At 75.8% G+C, this 13,231-nt stretch carries 12 protein-coding genes; 4 read left to right on the top strand and 8 right to left on the bottom strand.

Features of this window, described 5'->3' with window-relative positions; all coding sequences use genetic code 11:
- Positions 1–6: 6 nt before the first annotated feature.
- Both H7K62_RS12875 and H7K62_RS12870 read right to left on the bottom strand, forming a co-directional pair.
- Entirely contained in the window at positions 7–762 is a 756-nt protein-coding gene (locus H7K62_RS12875) for a DUF6882 domain-containing protein (protein ID WP_186718819.1), read from the bottom strand.
- A gap of 69 nt (positions 763–831) precedes the next feature.
- Positions 832–1,749: an acyl-CoA thioesterase gene (locus H7K62_RS12870; RefSeq protein ID WP_370591761.1), complete on the bottom strand. Its 918-nt coding sequence runs from the start codon at positions 1,747–1,749 to the stop codon at positions 832–834.
- Positions 1,750–1,813: 64 nt separating this feature from the next.
- Between H7K62_RS12870 and H7K62_RS12865 the strand changes: the two genes are divergently transcribed.
- Together H7K62_RS12865 and H7K62_RS12860 are read left to right on the top strand one after the other, a co-directional pair.
- Positions 1,814–2,263, top strand: coding sequence for an acyl-CoA thioesterase (locus H7K62_RS12865; RefSeq protein WP_186718817.1), 450 nt, complete (start codon positions 1,814–1,816; stop codon positions 2,261–2,263).
- Positions 2,260–2,931: a flagellar biosynthesis protein FlhF gene (locus H7K62_RS12860; RefSeq protein ID WP_222437554.1), complete on the top strand. Its 672-nt coding sequence runs from the start codon at positions 2,260–2,262 to the stop codon at positions 2,929–2,931. Before H7K62_RS12865 ends, H7K62_RS12860 begins: the two co-directional genes overlap by 4 nt.
- Here H7K62_RS12860 and H7K62_RS12855 read toward each other — a convergent pair.
- The gene (locus H7K62_RS12855) at positions 2,924–3,211 is read right to left on the bottom strand and encodes a hypothetical protein (protein ID WP_186718815.1); all 288 of its coding nucleotides are present in this window, start codon (positions 3,209–3,211) and stop codon (positions 2,924–2,926) included. The genes H7K62_RS12860 and H7K62_RS12855 overlap by 8 nt on opposite strands.
- 148 nt (positions 3,212–3,359) lie before the next feature.
- On the opposite strand from H7K62_RS12855, the gene H7K62_RS12850 reads away from it, so the two are divergent.
- On the top strand, positions 3,360–3,713 hold the full coding sequence (locus tag H7K62_RS12850) for a PRC-barrel domain-containing protein (protein WP_186718813.1): 354 nt from the start codon (positions 3,360–3,362) through the stop codon (positions 3,711–3,713).
- Between the two features lie 124 nt (positions 3,714–3,837).
- Here H7K62_RS12850 and H7K62_RS12845 read toward each other — a convergent pair whose 3' ends face one another.
- The 5 genes from H7K62_RS12845 to H7K62_RS12825 all read right to left on the bottom strand — a co-directional run bounded on the left by H7K62_RS12845 (position 3,838) and on the right by H7K62_RS12825 (position 10,746).
- Positions 3,838–4,302 carry a globin gene (locus H7K62_RS12845; protein ID WP_186719207.1) on the bottom strand — a complete coding sequence of 155 codons (465 nt, stop codon included), beginning with the start codon at positions 4,300–4,302 and terminating at the stop codon, positions 3,838–3,840.
- Between the two features lie 10 nt (positions 4,303–4,312).
- Positions 4,313–5,239 (bottom strand): SDR family NAD(P)-dependent oxidoreductase, encoded by a 927-nt coding sequence (locus H7K62_RS12840; RefSeq protein ID WP_186718811.1) that lies wholly within the window; start codon positions 5,237–5,239, stop codon positions 4,313–4,315.
- A complete protein-coding gene (locus H7K62_RS12835) occupies positions 5,229–6,866 on the bottom strand; it encodes an SDR family oxidoreductase (protein WP_186718803.1) in 1,638 nt (545 codons plus the stop codon). The genes H7K62_RS12840 and H7K62_RS12835 overlap by 11 nt, the downstream gene beginning before the upstream one ends.
- 404 nt (positions 6,867–7,270) lie before the next feature.
- Entirely contained in the window at positions 7,271–8,476 is a 1,206-nt protein-coding gene (locus H7K62_RS12830; protein WP_370591760.1) for a mechanosensitive ion channel family protein, read from the bottom strand.
- Positions 8,473–10,746 (bottom strand): prolyl oligopeptidase family serine peptidase, encoded by a 2,274-nt coding sequence (locus H7K62_RS12825; protein WP_186718802.1) that lies wholly within the window; start codon positions 10,744–10,746, stop codon positions 8,473–8,475. The genes H7K62_RS12830 and H7K62_RS12825 overlap by 4 nt, the downstream gene beginning before the upstream one ends.
- Before the next feature lie 198 nt (positions 10,747–10,944).
- Between H7K62_RS12825 and malQ the strand changes: the two genes are divergently transcribed.
- Positions 10,945–13,230 (top strand): 4-alpha-glucanotransferase, encoded by a 2,286-nt coding sequence (gene malQ / locus H7K62_RS12820; RefSeq protein WP_222437553.1) that lies wholly within the window; start codon positions 10,945–10,947, stop codon positions 13,228–13,230.
- The last annotated feature ends 1 nt before the right edge of the window (position 13,231 follow it).

The following is a 13,231-nucleotide window of genomic DNA, read 5'->3' as shown; positions in this document are numbered from 1 at the left end:
GTCGGGTCAGGCGGGGGAGAACTCCGCGTCGACACCGGCGACGAAGCCCCGCTCGTCGAAGCGCACCCGCACCTCGAAGCCGGTGCCCGCCAGCCGCACCCCCACGTGACCGGCCTCCCAGCGCTGCTGCAGCCCCCGGCCGCCGGCGTAAGCGGCGACGGCGCGGCGGTGGTCGCCTATCGATGCACCGGACAGGCGCTCCAGCAGCACCCGCAGCACGCGCGGTCCCGAGGGCTCCGGCAGGGCGAACGCCGGGTGGTCCAGCAGGAACGCCACGCGCGTGCCGCCACCGCCGTCGCCGTTGTAGGACGTCCAGCGCTGCGAGGCGGCCTTGGCCGCGTCCACGAAGACGCCGACGGCGTGCAGCGCCTCGGGAGGACCGTCGGGCAGCTCCGCGAAGGGCACCTCGGGCCGGACGAGGTCGGCCACGCCGTGCCGCTCCCCGAAGTCCCGCAGCCAGCGGGCGAGGTCGGTCAGGTCCTGCGCGAAGCCTGACGGGTTGGCCCACGACCACAGCCACGACCGCGGCCCGGGCGCCGCGCTGCCCAGCAGGTGCAGGCGATCGACCACCAGCTCCCCGCCGGGCGAGGAGGCGAGCAGCGGCCCGGCGCCCTCGGCGGCGGCGCGGAAGGCGAAGCGCCCCCGCGAGAGGTCCACGTCCCAGGAGTGCTCGCCCAGCTGGTCGCCGAGGTGCAGCTGGTGCTCCAGGGAGAGGAAGGCCGCGTCGTCGAGCAGCTGCCGCAGGGTCACCGGATCGCTCACGGCAGCGAGTCTGCCGGACGCGGCACCGACGTCCCCGTCCGTCCGGGACCGGCGGCCAGCGCGGGCGCGTCAGGTCAGGCGGGTCATGCCCTCCTGCGCGACGGTGGCCACCAGCGCGCCGGCCCGGTCGTACACCCGCGCCAGCCCGAGCCCGCGCGCCCCCGACGCCGACGGCGTCTCCTGCACGAAGAGCATCCACTCGTCCGCGCGCACCGGGCGGTGCCACCACAGCGCGTGGTCCAGGCTCGCCACCCGGATCCCCGGGGTGGACCAGGCCGCGCCGTGGCGGCGCAGCACCGGCTCCAGGACCGTCACGTCGCTGGCCCACGCCAGCACCGCGCGGTGCAGGGCCTGGTCGGCCGGGAGCGGCCCGGCGACGCGCAGCCACACCGCCTGGGAGCCGTCACCGCCCTCGTCGTCCCCGTCGTCACCGCGCCCCGGGGCCGACGGCAGGTAGAGCGCGCTGCCCACGTGCCGCACGTCCACCGGCCGCTCCCGGGCCCAGTACCGCGCGAAGGGGTGGTCGAGCCGGCCCACGAGGTCCGCGATGCTCGGCAGCGACTCCGGGCCCGGCACCTGCGGCGCCGGCTCGGCGTGGTCGACGCCGTCCTGGGCCTCCTGGAACGAGGCGATCATCGACAGGATCGGCTGCCCGTGCTGGATCGCGTGCACGCGCCGGGCGCTGAACGACCCGCCGTCGCGCAGGCGCTCCACGGCGAAGGTGATGGGCGTGGACGGGTCCCCCGGGCGCAGGAAGTACCCGTGCATGGAGTGCACGTGGCGGGCCGGGTCCACCGTGCGCGTCGCCGCGACCACCGACTGCCCCAGCACCTGCCCGCCGAACACGCGCCCGTGCGGGGAGCGCTGGTTCTCGCCGGTGAACAGGTCCTGCCCGGAGGAGTCGGCACCGCCCGGCGTCAGGTCGAGCACCCGCAGGAGCCCCGCGAGCCCCTCGGCCTGGGCACCGCCGTGAACGTCATCAGCCACCCGCCGGAGACTAGGGGGACGGGGTGGGCGCCGCACCGCGCGGGGAGTGCGCCAGCATGGCGGCGTGGCGAAGAGGTGCGTGCCGGTGACGGTGCGGTGGTCCGACATGGACGCGTTCGGGCACGTCAACAACGTGCAGGTGCTGCGGCTGCTGGAGGAGGTCCGCGTGCACGCCTTCGAGGACCTGCGCGACCACGGCGGTCCCAGCCTGCTGGAGAGCGGCGTCGTCGTCGCCCGCCACGAGGTGGAGTACCTGGCACCGCTGGTGTGGCGCCTGGCGCCCGTGCCCACGGACATCTGGATCACCGCCGTGGGCGGCGCCAGCTTCGAGGTCGGCTACGAGATCTACGACGACGACGAGGACGGCGCGCGGACGGTGTACGTCCGCGCCGCCACCACGTGCGTGGCCTACGACCTCGGCACCGGCTCCGCGCGACGCCTGTCGGACACCGAGCGCGACGTGCTCGAGAGCTGGACCGACGAGCCGGTGCCCTTCCGGAGGCGCTCGCGGTGACCGTCCCGCCCCCGCGCCACGAGCAGGCGGACGGTCAGCGCGACGACCAGCCGGCGCCGCTGGTGCCCGCGGACGCGCGCGCCCTGGACGACCTGGCCGTGCTGGTCTCCCGCGCCGCCCGATCGGACGCAGGGGGTGCGGCCCGGCTCGTGGTCGCCGAGGGCGTGCTCGCGGTGTGGGTGAGCCCCCTGCACGGCGCCGGGCTCCCCACGGTGCTGGGGCTGCGCACCGTCGCGCTGGCGCCGCCGGCGCCGGGCGCGCCGCCGCGCGCGCTGGACGTCGTCGTCGAGCTGGCGGCCCTGGCGGACCGCCTCGCCCGGCGCACCGGCGCGGACGGGGCACCGCTGGCCGAGCTGGCCGTTCCTCCGGTGGACGTCGGACCCAGCACCGCCTGGGCGGGGCTGCTGCCCCCGCGCAGCGGGTGGGTGCCGGCCCCGCCGCAGGAGGCGTCGGCGCTGCGCCAGCAGGCCGCGGCCGACCCGCGCGACCTCGCCGCCGCCCTGGCCCGCTCCGTGGAGGCGCTCGGCTTCCTGCCCCGCGACGACGCCGACGTCGGCGGAGTCGGCGGTGGCGCGGCCGTACCCGTGACGGCAGCCACCTGCGGGCCGTGGCGGCGCCTGTCCACCCGGCGCGGCCACGTGCTCGGCCGCCGTCCGCTGCTCACCTGACGCGGCTGAGCGCCTGACGGCGGTCCACGGCGGGCAGCTCCTGCGCGAGGCGCGCCACGGAGGCGGCGTCGAGACCCGCCCCCGCCAGCCGCGACGCCAGCACCGCGGCGACGGCCGCCACGCCGGGGTGCTCCGCACCCTCCTGACGGGACGTCGCCCCCGCGGCGTCGAGGTAGTACCCGCTGCCGGCTCGGGCCCGCCCGCGCACCTCGCCGCGGTCGGCGACGAGGCACAGCGCGGTCTTGGTGCCGCCGGCGTCCACCCCCAGGTACATGCCCACGACCGCGACCGCAGCGGGGACCGCGCGCAGCGCCGGCGGCCCACGGCGGGATGCGCGTCCGGACGGATCCAGGGGGCATCCTCGCGCGGAGCGGCGCGCCGGCCGGCTCGGCGGGCGGTCACGGGCCCTGATCGCTAGCGTTCGCACCATGCCAGTGCGCGTGGGGAACATCCGTGAGTGGAGCGGCGAGGACGTGCTCGACGAGGCCGGTGACAAGATCGGCAAGCTCGAGTCGGTGTACGTCGACACCACCTCCGACCAGCCCGCCTTCGCCACCGTCACGGTGGGCCTCATGAGCAAGAAGCTCGTGTTCGTGCCCATCGACGACGCCGTGGTCGGGCCCGGGTACGTCAAGGTGCCGTACTCCAAGAACCAGGTGAAGGACGCGCCGTCCATCGAGACCGACGGTGAGCTGCGCGCCGAGTCCGAGGGCGAGGTCTTCTCCCACTACGGGCTCACCTACACCGCGGCGCCCTCCGAGCGGCGCCTCGGGCGCCGCTGACGCACGGCGTCCCGCACCACCGAGACGGCCCGAGGCCCTCGCCCCCGATGGGGACGGGGGCCTCGCGGCACGTCCGCCCCCGGCCCCTCCCGCACGTGCCGCGGAGGGTGCGCAGGGGGAGCGGTCAGTCCTCGAAGGTGTTGAGCAGGCTGTGCGCCGCCCGCTCCAGGTAGTCCCACAGCACCTCGTGCTGCAGCGGCGGCAGCCCGAGGGAGTCGACCGCGGCGCGCATGTGCGCCAGCCACGCGTCCCGCGCCGCCGGACCGATGTGGAACCCCGCGTGCCGCATCCGCAGCCGCGGGTGCCCCCGGGTCTCGGAGTACGTGGTCGGACCGCCCCAGTACTGCTCGAGGAAGAGCGTCAGGCGCTCGCGGGCGCCGTCCAGCTGCTCCTCGGGGTACATGGGGCGCAGCAGCGGGTCCTGCGCGACGCCCTCGTAGAACGCGTCGACCAGCCGCACGAACGTCACGTGCCCGCCCACCGCCTCGTAGAAGCTCTGCTGCTCGGCGGGCACGGACCGGCCCACGCGCAGCCCGGGGCGGACGCCCTGCGCGGGACCCTGCTGGGGGGAGGAGGACGACGACGGCATCACCCGTCCATCATCGCCGCTGGCGCAGGCCCTCCTCGTGCGGCCGCGGGGCCAGCACGTTGCCCGGCCCGTCCGGCCTCTCGGCCCGCGTGAACCCCAGCGCCCGCATCGCCGGGCGCGAGAGCAGGTCGAACAGGCCCGGCGCCAGCCCGTACGCGGCCTTCATGGCGGGGTTGGCCCACCCGGCGTCCAGCTCGCGGTGCCACGCCGCGGACCTGTCGGCCGCGCGCAGCACCTTCTCCGCGACGTGCCCCGGGGAGGAGACGGGGTACGGCGGCCGGTTGCGCCGCCCCAGCACCGTGGCCGACTGGTCGTAGATGGGCGTGTCCACCCCGCCCGGGGCCACCAGCGAGATCCGGATGCCGGGGACGTCCCGGTTCTCCTGCTGCATGGTGCGGACCAGCCCGCGCAGCGCGAACTTGGACGCGTTGTACGCGCCCATCCACGGCACGGTGATCCGCCCGAGCACCGACCCGACCACCACGAGGGTGCCCTCGCCCTGGTGCCTGAAGGTCCGCACCGCCTCGGCGGCCACGAGCGCCGCACCGAGCACGTTGGTGCGCAACACCCCCGCGAGCACGTCCGCGGGCACCTCGTCGACGCGGCCGTAGGCCGCCACCCCGGCGTTCTGGACGACCACGTCGAGGCGTCCCCAGCGCCGCACGGCGTCCGCGGAGGCGCGGCGGACGGCGTCGTCGTCGGCGGTGTCCAGGGGAGCGACCTGCACGTCGGCGGCGCCGAGGGCGCGGCACTGCCGGGCGGCCTCCTCCAGGGGGCCGGGAGCACGGCTCGAGAGCAGCAGCCGGTCGCCGCGCCGGGCGCACGCGAGTGCTGTCGCCAACCCGATGCCGCTGCTGGCGCCGGTGATCCAGACGACCCGCGGGGACGGCGCCCCCGGCGCACCTGGCGCGGCCGGCGCGCCGGCCTCAGGAGGCACGCGACGGCTTCCAGCGCTCGTCGCTCTCCTTGACCGCCGCGGCGGCCGAAGCGATGTTGCGCTGCATGCCGCCGAAGACCACCCCGTGGAAGGGCTTGATCGCCTGCCAGTAGAGGAAGCCGCTCAGGCCCTTGGGGTGGAAGATCGCGCGCTGGCGGAAGACCGTGCGCCCGAAGTCGTCGGTCTCCACGCACAGGTCGAGCCACGCCTCGCCGGGCAGGCGCATCTCGGCGCGCAGCCGCAGCAGCTCGAGGTCGCGGATCTCCTCCACGCGCCACCAGTCGAGGGCGTCGCCGACCGTGAGGTCGTAGGGGTTGGCGCGACCGCGCCGCAGCCCGGGACCGCCGACACCGATGTCCATGAGGCCGCGCACGCGCCAGCCCAGGGACCACGAGTACCAGCCGTTGACGCCGCCGATGCCCTCGATGACGGTCCACAGCTGGCGCGGGGTCGCGTCCACCGGACCGGACCTGTCGTCTACGTAGAGGGCGCCGCCGGACCAGTCGGGGTCGCTCGGGAGCGGGTCGGACGGTGCCCCCGGCGTGGACGCCGAGCGCCACGACGTCTGCACGTCGAACTCCTGCACCCGCGCCAGGGCCAGCGTGATCGCGTCGTCCACGCCGAGCAGGCCACCGGGCGGGTCCGGCACGAACTCGGTGATGTCGCGCTCCTTGACCACCACCTCGTGGACGATCGAGCCGATGAGGGCGCCCGCGATGGTGTGCGGCACGGGCGTCACGAGGTTGACCCAGTGGCTGGACAGGTGCGGCGTGAGCACCGGCACCGGGATCGCGTACCGCTTGGGCAGCCCGGCCACCTTGGCGTACCGCTGCATGAGCTGCAGGTACGTGACCACGTCCGGGCCGCCGATGTCGAAGCCGCGGCTGACGTCGCCCGGGATGGCCGCCGCGCCCACGAGGTAGCGCAGGACGTCGCGGACGGCGATCGGCTGGATCCGGTTGGCCAGCCACTTGGGACGGATCATGATCGGGAGGCGCTCGGTGAGGTAGCGCAGCATCTCGAAGCTCGCCGAGCCGGACCCGAGGATGACGGCGGCGCGCAGCACCGTCACCGGCACGCCGGAGGCCAGGAGGATGTCCTCCACCTCCTTGCGCCCCAGCAGGTGCGGCGAGAGCTCCTCGCCGGAGGGGTACAGGCCGCCGAGGTAGACGATGCGACCGACGTGGGCCTCGCGGGCGGCCTTGCCGAAGCACAGCGCGAGGTGGCGGTCGCGCGACTCGAAGCTGCGCCCGGTGCCGAGGGAGTGCAGCAGGTAGTAGGCGACGTCGACGCCGTCGAGGGCCTTCGTCACCGACTCCGCGTCGGAGGCGTCGCCCTCGACCATCTCCACGCGGTCGGCCCACGGCCTGTCGCGCAGGCGCTGGGGGTTGCGGGCGAAGGCCCGCACCCGGTAGCCGGCGGCGAGCAGCTCTGGTACGAGGCGCCCGCCGATGTAGCCGGTGACGCCCGTGACGAGGGCGAGGCGACCTTCGCCGCGGGGGAGCCCGGCGAGGTCGATGCGGGCGGGGACGGGGGAGTCACCCGCCCAGTCGGGAGCGTCGGGCGAGCCGTCGCAGTCCTCAGAGGCAGCGGGCGCAGCAGGCGTGGTGCCGGGCGAGTCGGCCATGCCGCGATCCTCCGCCGCCGCCCTGCTCCCCGCACCCCGACCACGCCTCCGCTCCGCCCCTCCGCACCCCACCCCTCCACGACGATCACGCACCTGCGCGCCATGTCGCTGTGACGATCATGCGGGTCCGCGTCACCTCCGCTCGTCGCGGGCCGGCCTCTGCGGCCCGGTGCAGTCCTGGCCCCTTCGCTGCAGTTGACGCCCCTTCGCGGGCACCGATGGGGCGTCAACTGCAACGAAGGGGCGCCTCCTGCAGCTGTCGGCTGCTCGCAGCGTCCGCGGGCTGCCTCGCGGGCCGCTGAAGGTCTGCAGGATGGCGCTCAGCTGCATGATCGATCGTCGAGGGGGATGGGCGCGGACGCTGGACCGCCGGCGTGCAGGACCGTCGTGATCGCCGCGGAGCGTCAGCGGTGGGAGGAGGGGCCGGTGGGCGGGCCCTGGTTGCCGGGCGGCAGCGACGGGCCGGCCGGTGCAGCAGCGGCAGGTGCGGTGGCGGGGGCGTCGGCGGGCTCGTCGGCGTCGTCGACGGGGTGGCCGATGCCCTCCGCGTCGAAGCGCGCCTTGATCCGCGCCCGCAGCTCCCGCGAGACCGACCACTGCTGCAGCGGCGCCGTGCGCACCGCGATGCGCACCACCACCTTGTCGAGGCTGAGCGCCTCGATGCCCCACACCTGGGGCTCCTCGAGCAGGTGGCGGCGCCACTCCTCGTCGGCGTGGAGCTGCTCGCCGACCTCGTCGAGGACCTCCGCCACCCGCGCGGCGTCAGCCGAGTACGGCACGTCGATGTCGAGCACCGCCCGCGACCAGCCCTGCGAGCGGTTGCCGACCCGCAGCACGTCGCCGTTGCGGACGTACCAGACGGTGCCGTCCACGCCGCGCAGCCGGGTCACGCGCAGGCTCACGGCCTCGACGGTCCCCTGCGCGTCCGCGGAGAGGTTCACCGAGTCACCGACGCCGAACTGGTCCTCGGCGATGATGAAGATCCCGGCGAGGAAGTCCTTGACCAGCGTCTGCGCGCCGAAGCCGACCGCGACGCCGACCACGCTGACACCGGCCAGCAGCGGGGCGAGCGGGATCCCCAGCTGCCCGATGACGAGCAGCGCCACCACGGTCATGAGCACCGCGGTGGTGAGGCTGCGCAGCACCGACCCGAGCGTCCGCGCGCGCTGCGAGCGCCGCTCGAACGCCAGCGTGCCGCCGGAAGCGGCGGTGCTGGACTCCGAGGCGCGGGTCTCGCGGCCCCGCCCGGCGCGCCACCACCGCGACTGCCCCGGCTGGGCCTCGCCGTTGGCGATCTGCTCCGCCAGGGCCCCGATGGCCTTGTGGGCGATGTTCCGGATCACCAGGCCGGCGACGAGGATCACGGCGATCTTCAGCAGCGGTGAGCCGTAGTACATGAGGAACTTGGCGAACGTCTCGTTCACGCCGGCGTTGACCATGAGGCCGCACCAGGTGCCGTCCCCGGGAGAGCACGCCAGGTTCGAGGCGGCCTGGGTGGAGTCTCTGACGTCGCTCGCGATCGCGCTGGTCGTGGTGCTCGCCGACGTGCTCGGCGTCGCCGTGGCGGACGCCGAGGCGACCAGGACGTGCGTCAGCGCAGCGGCGATCACGCGGGCGCTCCGGCGTCGTCGTCCTGGCCCAGGCGCAGGCCGGTGTGCGCGGCGGCGAAGCAGAGCGTGTCAGCGGCCAGCTGCACCGTCCGCGACACCGCGCGGGCGCCGTGGCCGACGCCGGCCTCGCGCCGCAGCAGCACCGGCGCGACCGCGGGGTCGGAGCGGGTGGCGTGCTGCAGCGCCGCGCAGAGCTTGCGGGCGTGGAGGGGGTCGACGCGGGAGTCGCCGTCGAAGACGGTGAAGAGCACCGCGGGGTACTCCACGGATGCCGGGTCGGGCGAGCACGCGTGGTAGGGGGAGTAGGCGAGGAGCCAGCCGAGGTCGTCGGGGTCGTTCGCGTCGCCGTACTCCGGTGACCACGTGGCTCCCAGCCCGTGCAGCTGGTACCTCACCATGTCGAGCAGCGGCGCCGAGCACAGCACCGCGGCGAACGCCTGCGGCCTCTGCGTGAGGGCCGCCCCGACGAGCAGGCCGCCGTTGGAGCCGCCGCTGATGGTCAGCTGGGCGGGGGTGGTCCAGCCGCGCTCGGTGAGGGCGTCGGCGACGGCGAGGAAGTCGTCGAAGACGTTCTGCTTGGCGGCGAGCATGCCGGCGCGGTGCCAGGCCTCGCCCTCCTCGTTGCCGCCGCGCAGCCCGGCGACCACCCACACCCCGCCGGCCTCCACCCACGCCAGCGCGGTGGCGGAGTAGCCGGGCGTCATGGTGTGGCCGAAGCCGCCGTAGCCGTACAGCACCGTCGGCGCTGGGGCCGCGGGGGCGGAGGCGTCGGGGGTGGCGAAGGCGTCGGCGCGGGCGACGGCCAGGGCGCGCACCACGGTGCCGTCCAGGCTCGTCACCTCCAGCTGGCGGGTGACGACGGCGGGCAGCTCACCCATCGACGCGAGCCCGGGAGCCGTCGACTCCACCGCCAGCTCGCGCGTCCGGGCGTCCCAGCGCAGCACGCTGGGCAGCTCGACCGTGGAGGTCCAGGTGAACCACGCCTCGTGCCCGCCCTCGGGCCGGCCGCGCAGCCCACCGAGGCTGCCGGCGCCGGGCAGCGCCACCACGCCGCGCTCGCCGGGCAGCTGCTCGCCGCTGACGAGGTCGTGCACGGTGAGCTGGGCGACGGCGTGCTGGGTCCACGCGACGAGCAGCAGCGGCTGGTCCAGCTCGGGACCGTCGAGGACGGCGTAGTCCTCCAGCACGGCGTCCTCGCGCTCGCCGACGAGGTCGCGCCAGTGGTCCGGGCCCAGGCCGCCGGTCGACGCGGCGCCGGTGGGGTCGGCGACGGCGAGGCGCCCGCGGGGCGCGCCGAGGTCCGTGCCCACGTAGAGGCGGCCGTCGCGGCCGACGCCCGCGCTGGTGTGCGCGTCCAGGCCGACGGCCACCTCGCGCAGCTGCGGCACACCCGCTGCCAGACCGCCGTCGGCGGCCAGGTCGGCGAGGTAGCAGTCCGAGCGCGGGGAGGTGCCCACCGACGTCGTCACCGTCAGCCACCGGCCGTCCAGCGACGTGCCCACGCCGTAGTAGGTGGTGACGGGCTGGCCGGCGCCGAAGACCTCGACGTCGCCGCCGTCTCCGGGGTCGGCGTCGGGGTCGGAGCCGACGCGGTGCAGCCACACCCGGCGGTGGTACTTCTCCTCACCGGCCGGCAGGCCCTCGGGCGGCAGCCGGCGGACGTAGAAGAACCGCGCTGCGCCGTCGTCGGGGTCCTCGGACGCCGGCAGCCAGGAGACGGGGGTGTAGCGGACCCTGTCGATCGGACCGTCCACCACCTCGCCGGTGGCGACGTCGAGGACGCGCAGCACGCTCTCCTCGCTGCCGCCCTCGGACAGCTGGAAGGCGAGCAGGTGGCCCTCCCGCGAGGGCTGCCAGGAGTCGAGCGTGGTGCGGCCGGTGGGGTCCCAGACCAGCGGGTCGATGAGGACCCGCTCCGCGCCCCCCTCGGTGACCAGCAGCTGGGGGTGGTCGCGGCCCGGGTCGCGGCGGGCGCGGAAGCACCGGTCGCCGCGCCACACCGGCGGGCCCACCGCCCCGGCGCTGAGCAGCTGCGCGACGCGCGCAGCGACGGCGTCGCGGCCCGGCCAGGTCTGCCGCTGCGCGGCGAAGAGCGCGTCCTGCGCGGCGGACCAGGCGCGGGTGCGCTCGTCGCCCGAGTCCTCCAGCCAGCGGTAGGGGTCGGCGATTCGGTAGCGGGGAGCACCGGCCGGCAGCTCCTCGACCAGGTCGAGCCGCTCGGCGGGCGGGTACGCCACGGGGTGCGCGGGGGAGGAGGACGACGACGACACGGCTCCCGACCTTAGGCGCCGGGGCCGACGGCCGGGTCTGCTCGCGACACCGTCCTTCCGCCGGTGTCCTTCGAGCGGGCTCGGTCGCTCCGGCGCGCCCGCTCGCGCGGCGCGCCCCCGCCGGGCAGGCTGGCGACGTACTCTCCCCGACGCCAGACGACGCGCGCAGCCGCGCCCGCACCACCCCAGGAGCTCCGCGTGAGTGACAGCCCGCAGTCCGTGCTGGCCCGCAGCGAGGACGACGGGCGGGGCGGGGCCGTCACCACCTCCGGACCGGACCTGGAGGTCCGCACCTCCGTGCACCCCACCGACGCCCCCTCGATCGTCATCGACCCCTCCGAGGCGCCGTCCGCCCGGCTCATGGAGCTGGCCGCCGCGAACGGCGTGGCCACGGAGTACTGGGACTGGAAGGGCGGCCACATCACGGTCTCCCGCTCCACGATCGTCGCCGTGCTGTCCGCCATGGGCATCGCCTGCCTGACCGACGACGACGTCGAGGCCGCTCTGGCCGCGCACGAGCTGGCGCCGTGGCGCCGGGCGCTGCCGCCCGTCGTCGTCGTGAGGTCCGGCCGGGAGGCCACCGTGCCGGTGCACGTGCCGGCCGGCGCGCAGGTGCAGGTCTCGGTGGTGCTGGAGGACGGCGGGCAGCGCGAGCTGGAGCGCAGCGCCGCCGAGGGCGCCCCGGTCGCCCGCGAGGTGGACGGCGAGCGCCGCGAGGAGCTGGTCTTCGCCCTCCCCACCGACCTGCCGACGGGCTACCACGAGCTGCTCGTGACCACCGGGGGCGGCGAGGCCGCGGCAGCGGCCACCGCGTCGCTGGTGGTCACCCCCGACCACCTGGAGCTGCCCGAGGCCATCGCCGGCGGCGGTCACCGCTGGGGCTTCATGGCCCAGCTGTACTCGGTGCGCAGCCGCGCCTCGTGGGGCCTGGGTGACCTGGCCGACCTCGGGGAGCTGCTCGACTGGTCCGGGCGCGACCTGGGCGCCGACTTCCTGCTCATCAACCCGCTGCTGGCCGCCGAGCCGGTGGGCCACCAGCAGGACAGCCCCTACCTGCCCACCACCCGGCGCTTCACCAACCCGATCTACCTGCGGGTCGAGGACGTCCGGGAGTTCGCCTACCTGCCCGCCACCGACCACGCGCTGGTCGAGTGGCAGGCCGAGCCGCTCATGGCCCGCAACACCGACGCCGGCCAGCTGGACCGGGACGCGGTGTGGGCCGCCAAGCGCGCCGCGCTGAAGACCGTCTTCGACGCCGGCCGCAGCCAGGCCCGCCAGGCCGCCTTCGACGCCTTCCGCGTCCGCGAGGGGCGGGGCCTGGCCGACTACGCCCTGTGGGCGGCGATGATCGAGCACTTCGGCGAGGGCCAGCCGTGGCCGGCCGAGGCGGCACGGGTCGGGTCGCCGCTGGTGGAGCGCCTGCGCGAGGAGCTCTCCGGAGCCATCGAGTTCCACGAGTGGCTGCAGTGGCAGTGCGACGAGCAGCTCGCGCGCGCCCAGGCCACCGCCACCGAGGCCGGGATGGCGCTCGGCGTCATGCACGACCTCGCCGTGGGCGTGCACCCCTCCGGTGCCGACGCGTGGGCGCTGCGCGACGTGCTCGCCACCGGCGTCTCCGTGGGCGCCCCGCCGGACGCGTTCAACCAGCAGGGCCAGGACTGGTCACAGCCCCCGTGGCAGCCGGTGGCCCTCGCGGAGGCCGGGTACGCGCCGTGGCGCGACATGGTCCGCACGATCCTGCGCCACGCCGGCGGCGTGCGCGTGGACCACGTGCTCGGGCTGTTCCGCCTGTGGTGGGTGCCGAACGGCTCCGGCCCCGGCATGGGCACCTACGTCCGCTACGACCACGACGCGCTCGTCGGCATCCTCTGCCTGGAGGCCGCACGCTCCGGCGCCGTCGTCGTCGGGGAGGACCTGGGCCTGGTGGAGCCGTGGGTGCGCGGCTACCTCACCGAGCGCGGCGTGCTCGGCACGTCCGTGCTGTGGTTCGAGAAGGACGGCGAGGGGCGGCCCCTGCCCCCGCAGTCCTGGCGGGAGCTGTGCCTGGCCACCGTCAACACGCACGACCTGCCGCCGACCGCCGGGTACCTGGCGGGCGAGCACATCGAGCTGCGCGACCGGCTCGGCCTGCTCACCCGGTCCATCGAGGAGGAGCGCGCCGCCGACGAGGCGGACCGCGCCGCGGTGCTCGCGCAGCTGCGCGACCTCGGCCTGCTGGGGGAGCGGCCCACCGAGCGCGAGGTGGTGGAGGCGCTGCACGCGTTCCTGCTGGCCACGCCGGCCAAGCTGGTCGGGGTGGCGCTGACGGACGCCGTCGGGGACCGCCGCACGCAGAACCAGCCCGGCACGTCCGACGAGTACCCCAACTGGCGGGTGCCGCTGACGGACGGTGCCGGTGAGGTGGTGCTCGTGGAGCAGCTGCGCGAGCGCCCGCGGGTGCTGTCCCTGGCCGAGCTGGTCAGCAGCCGCGGCGACGACGACTGAC

This window comes from Quadrisphaera sp. RL12-1S, from assembly GCF_014270065.1.
GTDB lineage: Bacteria > Actinomycetota > Actinomycetes > Actinomycetales > Quadrisphaeraceae > Quadrisphaera.
This window is presented reverse-complemented; position numbering and strand designations above follow the sequence as displayed.

Bases quoted from the DNA above. Each gene is read 5' to 3' on its own strand.
- H7K62_RS12850 (WP_186718813.1), top strand. From the start codon at position 3,360: ATGCCAGTGCGCGTGGGGAACATCCGTGAGTGGAGCGGCGAGGACGTG.
- H7K62_RS12845 (WP_186719207.1), bottom strand. From the start codon at position 4,302: ATGCCGTCGTCGTCCTCCTCCCCCCAGCAGGGTCCCGCGCAGGGCGTC.
- H7K62_RS12835 (WP_186718803.1), bottom strand. From the start codon at position 6,866: ATGGCCGACTCGCCCGGCACCACGCCTGCTGCGCCCGCTGCCTCTGAG.